This is a genomic window from Pedobacter lusitanus, assembly GCF_040026395.1.
Classification (GTDB): Bacteria; Bacteroidota; Bacteroidia; order Sphingobacteriales; family Sphingobacteriaceae; genus Pedobacter; species Pedobacter lusitanus.
Genome location: NZ_CP157278.1, coordinates 645,620 through 661,343, shown reverse-complemented (window position 1 = coordinate 661,343; position 15,724 = coordinate 645,620). Strand labels below are relative to the sequence as shown.

12 protein-coding genes are annotated in these 15,724 nt (G+C 38.1%); 8 read left to right on the top strand and 4 right to left on the bottom strand.

Going from position 1 to position 15,724, the window contains the following annotated elements; translation table 11 throughout:
* Positions 1 to 35: 35 nt before the first annotated feature.
* From PL_RS03000 to PL_RS02985, 4 genes are all read left to right on the top strand, one after another.
* Positions 36 to 629: a hypothetical protein gene (locus PL_RS03000; protein WP_348620951.1), complete on the top strand. Its 594-nt coding sequence runs from the start codon at positions 36 to 38 to the stop codon at positions 627 to 629.
* A 148-nt stretch (positions 630 to 777) separates the two neighbouring features.
* Positions 778 to 1,125, top strand: coding sequence for a hypothetical protein (locus tag PL_RS02995; RefSeq protein WP_041885922.1), 348 nt, complete (start codon positions 778 to 780; stop codon positions 1,123 to 1,125).
* Between the two features lie 165 nt (positions 1,126 to 1,290).
* Positions 1,291 to 1,794: a DUF1569 domain-containing protein gene (locus tag PL_RS02990; RefSeq protein WP_041885925.1), complete on the top strand. Its 504-nt coding sequence runs from the start codon at positions 1,291 to 1,293 to the stop codon at positions 1,792 to 1,794.
* Between the two features lie 77 nt (positions 1,795 to 1,871).
* The gene (locus PL_RS02985) at positions 1,872 to 2,834 is read left to right on the top strand and encodes a hypothetical protein (protein ID WP_041885927.1); all 963 of its coding nucleotides are present in this window, start codon (positions 1,872 to 1,874) and stop codon (positions 2,832 to 2,834) included.
* A gap of 24 nt (positions 2,835 to 2,858) precedes the next feature.
* Here PL_RS02985 and PL_RS02980 read toward each other — a convergent pair whose 3' ends face one another.
* The 4 genes from PL_RS02980 to PL_RS02965 are packed head-to-tail and all read right to left on the bottom strand — an operon-like array spanning position 2,859 to position 8,961.
* Positions 2,859 to 3,737: a heparin lyase I family protein gene (locus PL_RS02980; protein ID WP_052496554.1), complete on the bottom strand. Its 879-nt coding sequence runs from the start codon at positions 3,735 to 3,737 to the stop codon at positions 2,859 to 2,861.
* 33 nt (positions 3,738 to 3,770) lie between these two features.
* Complete coding sequence (gene hepC / locus PL_RS02975) at positions 3,771 to 5,750, bottom strand: heparin-sulfate lyase HepC (RefSeq protein ID WP_041885930.1); 1,980 nt, start codon at positions 5,748 to 5,750, stop codon at positions 3,771 to 3,773.
* A gap of 4 nt (positions 5,751 to 5,754) precedes the next feature.
* Positions 5,755 to 7,734 carry a heparin-sulfate lyase HepC gene (hepC, locus tag PL_RS02970; RefSeq protein ID WP_348620949.1) on the bottom strand — a complete coding sequence of 660 codons (1,980 nt, stop codon included), beginning with the start codon at positions 7,732 to 7,734 and terminating at the stop codon, positions 5,755 to 5,757.
* Positions 7,735 to 7,749: 15 nt separating this feature from the next.
* Entirely contained in the window at positions 7,750 to 8,961 is a 1,212-nt protein-coding gene (locus PL_RS02965) for a glycoside hydrolase family 88 protein (RefSeq protein ID WP_041885932.1), read from the bottom strand.
* Between the two features lie 260 nt (positions 8,962 to 9,221).
* Between PL_RS02965 and PL_RS02960 the strand changes: the two genes are divergently transcribed.
* The 4 genes from PL_RS02960 to PL_RS02945 are packed head-to-tail and all read left to right on the top strand — an operon-like array spanning position 9,222 to position 15,693.
* Positions 9,222 to 9,947: a ferritin-like domain-containing protein gene (locus PL_RS02960; protein WP_052496555.1), complete on the top strand. Its 726-nt coding sequence runs from the start codon at positions 9,222 to 9,224 to the stop codon at positions 9,945 to 9,947.
* A 5-nt stretch (positions 9,948 to 9,952) separates the two neighbouring features.
* A complete protein-coding gene (locus PL_RS02955; protein ID WP_041885934.1) occupies positions 9,953 to 10,873 on the top strand; it encodes a ferritin-like domain-containing protein in 921 nt (306 codons plus the stop codon).
* A gap of 24 nt (positions 10,874 to 10,897) precedes the next feature.
* The gene (locus tag PL_RS02950) at positions 10,898 to 14,044 is read left to right on the top strand and encodes a SusC/RagA family TonB-linked outer membrane protein (RefSeq protein ID WP_041885935.1); all 3,147 of its coding nucleotides are present in this window, start codon (positions 10,898 to 10,900) and stop codon (positions 14,042 to 14,044) included.
* A gap of 17 nt (positions 14,045 to 14,061) precedes the next feature.
* Positions 14,062 to 15,693, top strand: coding sequence for a RagB/SusD family nutrient uptake outer membrane protein (locus PL_RS02945; protein ID WP_052496556.1), 1,632 nt, complete (start codon positions 14,062 to 14,064; stop codon positions 15,691 to 15,693).
* Positions 15,694 to 15,724 lie beyond the last annotated feature (31 nt).

Sequence of the window (15,724 nt, the reverse complement as noted above, 5' to 3'; positions counted from 1 at the left end):
CTAGTATTTTTCTACTGATATTAAACATTAAAAAAATGAGAACTTTAAAGTTTTTTATAGTCCTGTTCGCTTTATTTTTATCAAAAACTTATGCACAGGCAACCACCTTGAATACAATTACCAACGATCCTGAAAGTGGTATTTATCTTACAGCAGCTGATTATAAACACAATCAATTGCATTTGGCCGGTGATCAGACGACTAAAAATAAATTCCAGTTAAATGATTTTTTCGGAGGAAAAACACTGACACTGAATCATAATGGCAAAAACTACAAATTCTCAAAGGATAGTATTTATGGATACAGAGATAAAAAAGGTAGTGATTACAGATTTTATAAAAAGCATGACGCTAAATACAGGATACTCGAAAATAGAAGCCTGGTGATTTACGAATTTCAACGGCCCGGTGATAAACAAACTGGTTTCAAACCTCTTTTGAGCTATTATTATAGTGAAGGAGTGGACGGTGAAGTTTATCCGCTCACTATAGATAATCTTAAAAGAACGTTCAAAGAACAGGCCGCTTTTGATATTATAGACGCTAATTTTAAGACAGATCAGGATCTTGTAAGCTATGATACCTATAATCATATGTTCAGGATCAATCGTCTCTTAGCCAGGATCTGATAAGTTTAAATATTCCAGCTTCAGCATGATGGTATCAAGATGAAGTGGGAGACAATTATCCTGATCAATGCCATCAGGATAATTGTCTATCCTAAAAGAATTTTTATACCGGAAAGATACATTTAAGGATAAAAAGCGTTTGACGTATATGAAATACTATAAATGGCTCTCTTATGTAAATTCAATCTTATGGATAGTGTTATGCTTTTTAATTATTGGAAGCTCTGTTCTTGGTCCTGAATATTTCTTAATTCATTTTATCGTTGGCAGTGTGTTTTTTGCAGCAGGCACATATTTCTATCTCAAAACAAAAACAGTTTTACAACTGCTAAATCAGGAAAAGTATAACGAGGCTGACTTTCAATCATCCGGAACATTCCAGAGATTTGTACTTTTTGAAAACATATTGATCATTGGAGCAATCTCAATAGTGATATTGTTATTATGTGGTATATTATCCAGAATCTTGTCAGAAGGGAAAGCCGTTTTTGGATAAGTTGATGATCGGACAAATGATCAAAAATCATATGCCTTCTGGATTATAAAAACCCATTGTTTAATTATGACCTAAATGCCCCGCAAAAATGGCTTGATTGTGATTGCTTTATAGCTGTTTTTCTCACAACTTTAATAAGAAATTGAAAAACAAAACATAACAAAGATGGAAATTGTAAATAGCGCTGTTACACAGTTTAATTCTCAACAATTGGTCGAGACTTCCAATCGTAAGCATTTAGCTTCACTATTCTTCCAATTGAATGCTAATTCAGTACCTGTCTGGGGGAAAATGAGGCCACAGCAAATGGTTGAACATCTGATAGACCAGGTGCAGTATACCAATGGCAAGAAAATACCTTATTGTGAAGTTCCCGAGGAACAGGCTCTGCTGGCAAAACAGGCTAATATTTATACTGACCTGGAAATACCACGGAACGTAATGTTTGGAGAGATTTCCGATAAGCTGATTTATCCTGATTTAAGTACGGCTATTCATCAATTGATAATTGAACTGGCTGATTTTGACCAGTATTTTAGAAAGCCGGGTTCAATGGCTATACATGGCGGATTTGGACCTATGAACTATGATGAATGGATTATATGGCACTCCAAACATTTCAAGCATCATTTAAAACAATTTGATCTCCTGGTTTCTGCACAGGCTTAATATCTTTGGAACAATGCCGGTAAATATAAATTTGCTAAAACGTATTATATTTGATCAAATAACTCAAGTACCAATAGATGAAAAAGGAAAGTTTAGTGTGTTTTCTGTTAATACTGACGATTAATACATACGCCCAAAAAAGTAATTTTATTGGAAGATACAATGGCTCTAAACCCGAATTGGCTCAGGAACTCCTCCTGTTACCAGATGGTCATTTTATATTTTCGCTGAGTTATGGTGCAGTAGATAAGCTGATTTCCGGACAATGGACAGTTAATGGCGATAAGATCCGGTTGTTGGAGAAAAAGGTCGCAATGGAGCCTTTTATAGTTTATGGCCGGCACAGTAATACGCTAAAGAAGGGCAAGCTTTTCATCTTTAAAGAATACGCACAAAATACCAGTGTGGTTTTCAGTTTTACAGATACTTTTGATCCTGGTAGTTTCAAACTTCTTCATCTGCAAGATCAGACTACGTTTAGTCATACAGACCAGTTGAATGTGATCTCCAAACCTGTAACTACGTTTTTCTTATCAAAATCTGCCAATATGAGTTCAGAGTTAAACGACAAGGTTAAAGTTTATGAAATTACTCCAGCTTCCGAATGGAATGAATTTATGCTGTTTTATAATGGAGAGGCAGAGATTCCTGCATTTACCATCGAAGCTTCATTAAAAGATAGTACACTAATGATTGAAGCTGATGGTAGAAAAGGGGTCTCTTTTGGCCGGAGAGAAGAATTACCGGCAAATTTTAATATAGATAATTATAAAGATTATTTCAAAACCGGGACGGGTTTGCCAGATACTCTTGTGAGACGAGACTCCTTAGGTAATCAGGTAACTTATCATTTGGTTAAATCAAAGGGTATGTTTGATAGTGTGTTGATTATCAAAGAAGATGATGCTTATTTTAAACCTGAAAGTGATGCTGACGTGACTCCGGTAGATCATGTTGTTACACCTACTGCAGTCTGGCCGCCAGCACCTCCTGTTATATCTGGAACAAAAGCTAAAGGAAAAAAGCAGCGAAAAAATTAAACGGTAAAGTATACACCCATTTTATTATAAGGGAAGCTGAATAATCCTGATATCATCATGATAAATAATACGTGTTGCTACGTCTCCATTAGCCAGAGACTGGCCAGGACGATAAAGTCCCCACTTATTATAACCAGAAACCGCATTTGGATTATCAGGCAAAAAGGTATGGAAATTTTCAATGTGCCATATCAAAGTATAATCTGCTTCTCCCGGTAACTTTTTATAAACCTTATAGTAACCTGTTGGCCCATCAACCCACTTTACATCTACTCTGAAGTCGAGCCATTGGTTAATGTAGCTGGTGAAATCTGGAATAATAGTTTCCTGACGATCATTGTTAGGCATTCTGAAAACAATAGCATTTCGCTTGGTCATGAAGTACCATGCCGGATTGCCGCCACCGCCCAGTTTACCCTGGAAAATGATATCTCCGGCTTGAGACATACCCGGTACATATGTTTTCCAGTCTTTTAATAATAAACTGAATTCATAACGACGTTCGTCTCCTCTTAAGTATTTTCCTGCAGTCAGCTGAGCCGTCGCACTTTCACTGCGCCAGTTATTATCAGAGAAATACCCATTGTCACCAATAGTTACTTTATGAGCGATTGCATAATTTCCTGAATGTGCTACAGGAACCAGATAGGAAGCGTCTGGTGCACTCGCATTTGTGGTATTCAGACCCGAAATACCCGAATTGAGCGAGCCGGATTCATAATTTATATACAGCAGTGTATCTCCATTATGAGTAGAGGGAGACAGTCCGACTGGTAAAGTAGTTTTCAGTGTGTTGCTCTGCAATCCATTTTGTTCGGTAATGAGATCCTTTTTACTGCAGCTTATTAAGAGTACTACCGCAAGGGCGATATACTGTCCCTGGTTTCTGATTGGATTTTTCATAGGTCTTTTTTTAGGAATAATGATTGATTAATTTTATGGATTAAGAATTGTTTTTATTTCCTGCTTTTTCCCATTAATAGTAATATCAATATCAATATTGCCCTTGTCAAAATCATTACCAGGATTCTCAGCAATGCTGATCTCCGGTATACGCTTACCCTCGTATGGAAACATCACAGTTATAAACTTTTGTGTATCGCCGTCTTTTTTCGATTTTTCAAATACAAATGCAGGTCTTGGTTCTTCTTTTCTGTATGCATAAGATACTTTGCCTTTTTCTTCATTAAGGTTAATCTTATCCTTGTTTAAGGACTGTATTAAAAGGTTATTTCCATCGGTATAAGTCGTATATATTATGTTTTTAATCTGATCAAAAACCGGTTTACTATCCTCTTTAAGCTGGAAATGTATACCGAGGTTTCCTGTTGCTTTGCCAAATGCTTTATCAATAATCAAAAAATATTTTTGGTTGATAAAAAGTATAGTGCGCTGATGATTCAGGTTCGGATAGCTGGGATTGGTATAAGTTAACCGGTCAAGGTTTTTTCCGGTTTCCCATTTATTTAACAGTGCTTTTGTGATCACCATATTTTTATTGTTGAGGGTTAAAGTCTGATGTACTTTAGTCTGACGGTACTCTTCTCTTAGTTTATTGATTTCAGTATCGCCGCTATAGACGTAAACACCACCGTCCGGTGTGAAATCACGTCCTTTTACCCAAAGCTCAAAAGTACCATTATCAGGCTGGGCATGAAATTCTCCGGGAGGACTTGCCTTAAGTATCATTACTGTGGATTGATTATTCCAGCCATTTCTGAAAGTATAAAAACCTGCAGTTGTCAAACCATGTGATAAATAGGACGGAAGTTCTCCTTCTTTCCCTTCAGAAGCAAAATATTTAATGATTCGATTGTCAGGGAAAGCTTTGGACCAGTTTTCAAATTGCTTAATTCTTGCTTTTTTATCGATTAACCATGAATCGCCAAACATGGGGTTATTATAATCCGGGAAAGATATATTTATCGTAGCCATGATCATATTTTCGATAGTTTTACTAAAGCTTTGAGGGAACTCGTTTTCCACTCCGGCCATCTTTGCTGCATTATAAGCCTTTAAGAAAATGTCTATCGCAGCAACATGATAGGTTGGTGATAATTCAAACTGCATTCCATCAGCATATACCTGCTTTTTAATCTCATTATTTAAAACAGTAATACCACTTTTTCTCCATGAAGCTGCATCATTAAATTCAGGAAAGAATGAACCTGCAAACAATACCCGTTGAGCTTCAAATAAAAGATGATTACCTAATTCTGAATAATGCAAAGGGATGTAGTTTGCCTGCTGATGATAGCTTTGTAAAAAGTCAAGTAGAAAGACAGGACTGAAATTAGGTGAATTCACAAATAGTTTAAAAGTACCAGGCAGACTTTGTACCCGTTCTGATACTTCCAGTGGGCGCCAGGCATACCTGTCATTATCATTTGACAGCCCTAACGGGTTTTTTGTGACCCAGTCGCGAAACTGATATATCCATTCTTTGGCATACTTTTCATCACCGTTACTACGATAAGCCAGTCCCATGGATTGCCACCAGTATACACGGTGTAATTGCCATCGTACTTCATTGTCTTTTACAGGCCATAGTTGCCAGTTGATATCTTTCCCATAATCAAAAAATCCATAACCCTTATGAGGCTGAAATTTATGCTCCAGAGCATTATTTGCCTTTTCCAGATTAGCCGTACCAATAGATTTGCCTATAAAATCCGCTTCGTCAGATAAATTAAACTCAGGATGTGTTATGGTTTTGCGTCCACGATAATAAGATAGCAATTGTCTGGCTGCGTCATCATATTTGCCAGCCAGAAATAGTGCATTGGTTTTTTCCAGTCCGGGATATGTAAGATTAATGTCTTCAAAATCTTGTCTGGTAATGGTTCTTTCCTGCGCTTTTATCAGTAGGGCAGAACCCAGCAGGATACATAGAATGATACATTTTTTTAACTGCATGTTGTTATTTGTTTAGATCCTGCTTGATAAGTCTGGTCTTTCCGTCAATGGTAATGATCATATCAATCTTACCATTGGCCGGATCATGATAATCATTTTCTTTAATTTTTATTTTTGGAGCAGCAGTATTGCTGTAAGGATATAAAACAGAAATAAAACACTCTGTTTGATTATTACCCTTAAATTTTTCAAAAACAAAAGCAGGTCTTTTTATTTCTTTCTGATATTGATAAGATACGAAACTTTCTTCCTGTCTTAAATTGATGCTGTCCTTATTTAATAGCTGAACTAAAAGGTTGTTACCATCAGTGTAACTGGTCGTTACGCTATTCTGTTTTTGGTTGTAAATCGGGTTGCTATCTTCTTTTAGAGCATAATGAATTCCTAATGTTCCCATAGCAGGTCCTATAGCTCTGTCAATGATCAGAAAATAAGTTTTATCAATAAATAATACACTGCGCTGATGCTGCAGACCTTCATAACTGGGATTATTATAGGAAAGTATATCAAGATCTTTGCCCGTTTCCCATTTCTCTGCAGCAGCCTTAGTAATCATCATGTTCTGATTATTCAAAGTTAAGGTTTGGTGTACCCTTGTAGATCTGTACCACGCTTTTTTATTATTGATTTTAGAGTCATCATTGTAAACATAACTTCCGGCATCCGGAGTGAAATTGCGGCCTTTAACCCAAAGTTCAAAAGTACCATTATCGGGATGAGCATGGAAAAATGCAGGTGGACTTGCTTTTAAAACCATTACAGTTGAATTTCTGTCCCATCCGCTTCTAAAAGTATAGAAGCCGGCTACAGGTAAAGACTGAGATAAATAGGGTAGTACGGTCCCAGATTTTGTATCTGTCGAAAAATATCTGATATATTTGTTATGCGGAAATAACTGCGACCAGTTATCATAGTTTTTTAGCATGATATTTTTATTGGTTAAAAAGGAATCACCATACAAGGGGAAAGTATAGTCAGGAAAGGAGAAATTGATCACTGCCATTACCATTTTTTCTACTAAAGCCCGGTAACTTTCAGGAAACTCATTTCCCAGCTTAGCGAGCTGCGCAATTTTGAGTGCATTTAAAAAAATATTAATAGTACCTATATGATATGAAGTAGATAATTCATACTGCATTCCGTCAGGGTATACCTGTTTCGTTATTTCCTGATTTAACACCTCAATACCACTTTTTCTCCAGCTCTGAGATCCCTTTAATTCGGGGAAACTGCTCCCCGCACACAAGAGATGCAGAGCTTCAAACAGGCGGTGATTTCCAATGTCTGTATAGTTGGATTTAACATATTCTGCCTGTTGATGATATGAATTAAGAAACTCCATTAAGAATTCGGGTGTAAAATTTGGCGAATTGATAAACATATTGAAATATCCAGACCAGTTATTGAGTCTGAATGATACTACAAATGCTTTCCACGCATATTCTTTGTCATCCTTATAAGCACCCATCTGGTTGCTTTTAATCCAGTCACGGAGCTGAAACACCCACTCACTGGCATATTTTTCGTCTCCGGTACTCCAGTAAGCTAAACCCATCTGCTGCCACCAATTAGTCCGGTGTAAAAAGGTTCTGATAAGCGCATCCGGAACAGGAGCCTTTTGCCAGTCAATCGTTTTGCCGTAATCAAAATAAGGATAACTCTTATGTGGTTTGAGTTGATGAAGCAAAGCATTATCTGCCATTTCCATAACATCTTTTGCTAACTTTTTACCAGCATATTTCTGCCTGTCATCGATATTGAAATCCAGATGTCTGATGTTAACCCGGTTGCGATAATATTTCAAAAGTTCAACAGCTGCTGCCTGATATTTTTCTGCTAAAAACAACTGATTTGTTTTTTCCATTCCAGGCAGTGTCAAATTTATATAATCAAAGTCTTTTTTAATAATAACTATGTTCCGGGCATATATACTGCAGGAGCACAGCATTAAAATGACGAGGATGAAGTTCTTTTTCTGGTTCATTTGCTTAAAGAATCGCTAAATTTTAGAAAGGTTTATTTTTTTGATAGCTATATAACGTTTCAGTGCTTCCAGGTAATAATAGTCGGCATAATCCAGTGGGGTGTCAATTTCTGAATTATAGAGAAAAGCTCCTACACTATGTTTCAGGATAAAAAAGCCATTTTCGCCAGGTTTAGCCAGATAAGCATCCGAAGATAAAGATTTAAGAATCTCCTCTGCATAGTCAAAATATTTCCTGCCATCTTTTACCTGAGTACTCAGATTAAGCAAGGCTGATGCAATAATAGCCGCAGCCGAAGCATCTCTTGGTGCCCGCTCTTCAGCATCAAGAGCATTATGTACATCAAAATCCCACACAGGAATTTTATCCTTTGGCATACGGGGATGGTTCATGATAAAAAAAGCTATATGTTCTGCCTGAGCTAAAAATGTTTGTTTACTGGTATTGCTATAACACATGGTATAACCATACAGACCCCAGGCTTGTCCGCGTGCCCAGGCTGATTCATTAGTAAGTCCCTGATGAGTAACCTTACGCAGTGTCTTTCCTGTGACGGGATCGTAATCAACCAAATGATAAGAACTATAATCTTTTCTGTAGTGATTTTTCATTGTGGTCAGGGCGTGATCACTTGCTGCAAGCACATATGCAGGTTCATTGAATTCTTTTGCTGCCCAATACAGATATTCCAGATTCATCATATTATCAATAATTACCGGATAGTGCCACTTTCCAAAATCCCAGGATCTGATCACACCGACTTTAGGATTAAATCTGTCAAAGAGATGATGAGCGCCATCTGCAAGTGGTGGCAAATAGATCTGATCACCGGTGATCCGGTAAGCATTACCGTAAGAACAGTATAACATAAATCCCAAATCATGAGTATTGGTGATATACCTTACAGAATCCAGTGCCAGTGTAAAGCGCTTAGCCTGCTCAGCCAGTTTTTTATCTCCGGTAAGTTCGTATCCGTACCACAGAGAACCAGGAAAAAAACCTGTTGTCCAGTCTTTATAGGGAGCCAGCCTTACTTTGCCATCAGGATTGATAGAACGGGGATTGTTACCGGGGATATAATTGCCGGCAGCTTTATCTAATTGATAAGCTATTACGTTTCTGGTTTTTTTTAACCATTGTAAAGAATCGTCGCCTGAGACGGGGTTAGAAAAACTGGTTAAGGCATAAAAAGATGCAGCAAGAAACAGGCTGAAAGTTTTATTCATAGTTCAATGATTGAAAATTTAGGTTCAATTGATAATAGAAGTGAAGGTAGAAGAGAATGTTAGAATAGGCTTTCAAAATTTTCCGGAAATATTTTGAAATTGATGAAATTCATAGCTAAACAACTAATTTCGCGCCTGCTCTGAGGTTGTTGAAATAGTTTTTCAACAAATTCAATAGTATTTAAGACGAATTTAAAACTCCGGCTGGAACCTGATTTTTAAATTCGTCCTTATCAACTAACCAAATTAAACCTACAGCTATGACCAGAGGTCCTTCTGAAATAGAAGCTCAAATGCTAGTGCCTCTAACGGGCAAAATACACCGTAGAGCATTCTTTCAATTTGCAGGAATTACTATTGTTGCGGCTACCGTATCCAGTTGCAAAGAGGTGGTGCCAGAGCCTTCGACACCCTATATAAATACTGATTATACTATTGATTTTAAAAATGACACAGGTTTATTAAACTATATTTATGCGCTGGAACAACTTGAAGCAGCATTTTATACCAAAGCGGGTGAAAACTTAACAGCAGGCTTCACACCAAATCAGGTCACTTTTTTTACCGATATCAGATTGCACGAAATTGCTCATCGTGAGTTCTTCAAGACTTATTTGGGAACAGCTGCTCCGGGTACCCTTGAGTTTGATTTCTCCTCCATAGATTTCAGTAATACTACAGCTGTATTAACGGCAGCAAAAACTATAGCAGATTTAGTGCTGGCAGCATATAACGGTATAATTGGCAGAGGTAAGGAAACTCACACCTTAATTATTTTAAGTCAGATCGTATCTGTAGAAGCACGTCATGCATCATGGGTACGAGAACAAACAGGAGCGAATAGCTTTGCTGATTTAAGTGACCTGGCCATTCTGGGGGCAGATACCAGCAACGGTTTTGATATTAGCTTACTGCCAGATCAGGTTTTGGCGCAGACAGCAAAATATATAAAAACCAAGCTAAACGTAATTAATTTATACATCTGATTACCATGGATATTTTTAATATACTTAACAATCTTGAAAAGGTTGATCAAGAGATCTATGAGCGTTTAAGTCCTCGTCGCAAAGTCATGAAGGTTTTTTTTAATCTTGGTAAAAAGATCTCTGTTGCAGCATTACCAATGGCTTTGGCTACCATGCTGCAAAAAGCTTATGGACAAACTACCGCTAGCACCGGAGTTATTGATTCACTGAATTTTGCACTGGCTTTAGAGTATATGGAATTTCATCTCTATAACAATGCTCTTACGGTTACGCCCTCACTTATACCAAATGAAGATAAACCTATTATCACTGCGATGCGCAATCACGAACAGGCGCATATTAATCTGCTGATACAAACTATTCAATCATTAAATGGTACAGTTCGTTCTGCAATGCCTTATGAGGCCTTTGATTACACTAAAGTTGCGGTTAATGTAAATACCAGCTACAGTATCTTCTTAAGGACGGCTATGTTGATTGAAGATCTGGGCGTCAGGGCACGTAAAGGGCAGCTCATTTCGCTCACGGCTAATAATACAGTATTGGCAGCTGCGGTTAGAATTCATTCTCTTGAAGCCCGCCATTCTGCTCAGATAAGACTAATGATCAATAAAATGCAGCTAACTAATATGAAGTCATTAAGACCATGGCCGGGACAGAGAAGGAGTGATAATGGAGAGTTAATCAAAGATAACTTCAATGACTCAGCTCTTGGAGTGATGGCACCTATCTATGATAAAGATAGTACAGCAACCAATAGTGAAATTAAAACGGTACAGGCCGGAATTTCACTGATTGGAATTAATGGGAACACAGAAATTACAGTTGCACCCGCAGCAGAATCTTTTGATGAGTTTTTATTAACAGCTTCTGCGAAAAAAATCGCTAGCGACCTGTTTATTAAAGCCGGATATAAGTTAATCTGATCATAATAATACAAGAATTTTAATATGAAAAAAACAATACTGTTAGTATTACTTCTATCCATGAGTGTCTTTGTTTATGCACAAGATCTGATTACTGTAAAGGGGATAGTCAAAGATGGGGAGAATAAGCCTGTTCCGGGAGCAACTATTTTTGAGAAAGGCACAAAAAATGCTGTAGTTGCCAGGCAGGATGGCAGTTATCTGATTAAAGTCAAATCAGATGCAATGCTGATTTTTTCTTATCTCGGCTCTAAAACCGTTGAACAGCTGGTAAAAAAAAGGACCATCATTGATGTGAAACTTTTAGATGATGCAAATGATCTGAATGAAGTTGTTGTCATTGGTTATGGTAAGGTTCAGCGTAAAGATCTCACTGGTGCTGTTTCTTCAGTCAAAGGTGAAGATCTGGCTAAAATTCCTGTACAGAATGTAGCATCGGCTCTTGCTGGCCGTGTTGCTGGTCTGAGAGTCGTGGCCGATGATGGTACTCCGGGAGGAACACCCTCAATTACCTTACGCGGAGGAGGTTCTATCACGCAAAGTAATGAACCACTTTATGTCATAGATGGTGTCCCGCAAACAGATGGGCTTAGTTTTCTGGACCCTACTGATATTGAAAGTATTGATGTTTTAAAGGATGCATCAGCAACTTCAATATATGGAGCCAGAGGCTCGAATGGTGTAATTCTGGTCACTACTAAACAGTTAAAATCCGGTAAGCTGACTATAGGATATGATATGTATTATGGGGCTAAAAAAGCTAACAAATTCATTCCCGTATTGAATTCGTATGATTTTACCAGGTTACTTTATGAAAAGTTTGGCGCGGATCCGGTAAAACTTCCCGATTTACAGCGTGATTTTGGAAACTATTCAGATCTGCAGTCATTGTATGGCAACAGGCCAGGGATTAACTGGCAGGATGTAATGTTTGGAGACTGGTCTCATACACAATATCATAAATTCAGTATCTCCGGAGGACAGAGTGAAACACGTTTCAATTTGTTTTACTCCAGAAGTGACGATCAGGGACTTGTTCAGCCAGGAGGCTCTGTAAAGAATGTCGCAAAATTCAACCTGCTGCATAATATCAATAAAAAGATGAGACTCAACGCTATTATCAATTACAGTGATCAGAAAATTACCGGATTTGGAACACGTGAAGGGGGGGATCGTTTTAATGCACTGATCAATATTTTTCAGTACAGACCAATTAGTAATAAAAACTCCACGGATCAGGACTTTTTAGATCTGGAAAATGATCCTACTATAGACGTCAATTTAATCCCTTTACAGAATCCGCGTATCAATGCAGAATCACAACTGCGGTCGTCTTTAAACCGGACTTTAAATCTGAATACTTCACTGGAATATAATTTTGCAAACCACTTTACTTACCGTGGGCTGGTTTCCTCTAAAATTTCGGGAACCAAAGCAAAGATGTTTAATGATGCCCGCTCAATTGTCTCCAAGCGAAGTGGGGGGCCATCAGGTTCTTTATCACAAACAGACAATAACGGATTTAATTACAACAATACGATCACTTATGATAATGAGTTTAACAAAACACATAAGGTGTCATTCTTGCTGGGCCAGGAACAGCAATATTCGACTCTAGAGAGCTTTTCGGCCAGTAACAGTAAATTTCCATCTGTAAATCTTGGTGTGGACAATATTGGTCTGGGCACATCACCAGGAGTTCCTGCTTCAGCTGCTGAAGCCGAAGATATGCTCTCTTTCTTTACCCGCGCAAATTATGCCTATAAAGACAAGTATATTTTTACTGCGACACTCAGAGCCGACGGGTCTTCTAAATTCGGAGATAACAACAAATGGGGGTACTTTCCCTCTGCTGCATTTGCCTGGAGAGCTGTTAATGAGTCTTTTTTTAAGAATATTAAATTTTTGTCAGATGCTAAACTGCGTTTAAGCTATGGTACAGCTGGAAACAACCGCATTCCTAATTATTTGTTGACCAGTCAGCTGGTTAATGGCAGCTATCCTTTAAATAACAATAACAGTACAACTGTCTATCCTAATAATATTGAAAACAAAAACCTGAAATGGGAGACTACCAGATCTTTAAACATTGGACTGGATCTGGGCTTCTTCAAACAGCGGGTAAACCTTACCGTTGAAGCTTATGATAACCGGACAAAAGACCTGTTGTTATCGGCTCAGGTCCCTTATATAAGCGGTTTCGCTTCGCAGGTTATCAATATCGGTGCTACATCTAACCGGGGTTTAGAAATTGGTTTAAATACGGTAAATATTAAGAATGAGGCTTTCATCTGGAGCAGTGCCATTAATATGGCCTGGAATAAAAACAAAGTATTGGCTTTGAGTACTAACGAAGACAGAAGGCTCAGTAACAGCTGGTCTTCTCAAAGCGACTATTTAGTACAAGTAGGGCAAGCTATTGGTTTAATGTATGGTTATAAGTCCAATGGAGTTTATCAGGTTAGTGATTTTAACTATAATCCAACCACAAATATCTATACGCTAAAACCGGGAATACCTGTTGATGTGAATTATAATGCACAACCTGGTTATCTTAAGCTGGCAGACCTGAATGGCGACGGCGTAATCAATCCTGCTGACAGAACAGTTATTGGAAACGGCATTCCTAAATTCACTGGTGGGTTTAACAATACTTTCACTTATAAGGGATTTGACCTGAGTGTTTTGATAAACTGGTCAGTAGGCAATGATATATATAACGCAAACAGACTCCAGATGGCTACCAATGTCAGCGCTTATACAAACAATCTGGATTATTTTAAAAATAGATGGACCACAATCGATGCTGCGGGGAACAAAGTTAACACTCCAGCTGCCTTAGAGGCCTTAAATGCCGGGAAAACCATTCCAAGATATGATGGCTATGGAACAACACCCCGTTTTTTTGATCAGGTAGTAGAAGATGGTTCTTTTATCAGACTCAATAATGTAAGCCTGGGTTATAATTTGCCAAAAAGCTGGATTTCAAAAGCCAGACTCAACAATGTAAGAGTTTATCTTACTGGCTATAATCTTTATGTGCTTGATAAATACTCAGGCTACGATCCGGAAGTGAGTACAAGCAGTGCAGGCGGGCTTACCCCTGGTGTGGATTTCGGGGGCTATCCCCGTAGCAGATACTTTGTGGCAGGGCTGAATATTTCACTTTAATTATAGCATTTCAGGACATGATGATGAAATTTAAGATTTATAAAACAGGTATTATTAAATTATTGCTGGTAACAATTACCCTGGTTAATTTTACCGCTTGTAAAAAAGGTCTGACTGAAGAACCGAAATCTGTTTTTGATGCAGAAAAGTTCTTTAATACACTGGAAGAAGCTGATCTGGCAACTTTAGGTGTTTATCAGAGTATGTGTAATATGAATACACTGGGGTTTTATTCCGCTATTCTTTATGATAATGATAACGACATTTCACAAATTAGAGACCTGGTTACTTCAGATTTCAGAGGGGTAGCACATTATACAATTACATCGGAGTCTGTTTATACCCAAAGTACCTGGCAAACTTACTATGAAGGAATTAACCGGGCTAATCTGGTCATAGACAGAATCCCTCAGATGGCAATATATAATAATGCTGCTCAACGTAAAATATTAAGCCGCTATCTTGGCGAAGCCAAATTTTTGCGCGGGTTTTATTATGCTGAACTGGCCAGATTGTTTGGTGGTGTTCCGCTGAAGCTAACACCCACAAAATCAGGGGATGATCTCCGCTTACCAAAAGTTTCTATTGATGAGGTATATACTCAGGTTATTAAAGATATGACAGAAGCGATAGACTTGCTTCCTGATGGGAAAACCCCGGATGAACGGATCAGTAAAATTGGCGTTAAAGGAATGCTGGCACGGATCTCCTTATTTGCCGGAGGGTACGCTTTAAGACAAAATGGCCAGATGGAGCGTCCTTCAAACTACAGGGATTTCTATGCTATTGCTCAGAAACTGACAAAAGAAGTTATGGAATCTGGTCAGTATACATTAAATCCGAGCTTTGAGCAGTTTTTCAGAAATCAGAATCAGTTAAAAACAGATCCAAATGAAAGTATGTTTGAGGTGGCTTTTTATAATCTGAGCGGAGCGACCCCAGGATCTGGCGTAATCGGGCAGTGGAATGCTCCTGCAGTTGCAGCCGGCGGTATTTATGGACGTACCAATTCTTATGTCAAGACAACTCCTTTATTTAGGAATTCATTTGCTGCGGGCGACTTAAGAAGAGATGTAGCTGTTGCCACTTACCAGATTAATGCTGCTGGTCAGACTGTAGAATATACTGCTGCGCAGGATAATAATTATGCACCTGGAAAATGGCGCAGGGAATATCAGATTTCCCCTGCAAAGGATCTGAATAATACAGATATAAATTATGTAGTGCTGCGTTATGCAGATGTACTTCTAATGCGTGCTGAGATAGAGAACGAGCTTAACGGAGGGCCAAATTTAATTGCTTACACTGCTATCAATATGGTCAGAAGAAGGGCTTTTGGCAAATCTGTCAATACACCTGACCCTGCAGTTGATTTACCCGTAGGGTTGAGTAAATCCGACTTTTTTAATGCATTGAAGAATGAACGAGCCTGGGAGCTTTGTTTTGAAGGATTAAGAAAATACGACCTGATTCGCTGGAATATGTTGGGAACAAGTCTGCGTACTACAGAGAGTAATCTCATTTCTTATCGGAGTAATTTCCCCTATATAGCCGGAACGATGTTTAAAGATGGCAGACATGAACTATATCCGATCCCGTTAAGAGAAATGGATTTAAATAGAAACCTGGTTCAAAATCCCGGCTATTAAGTAATTAGTATTAAATTGTGTTGGATTATTA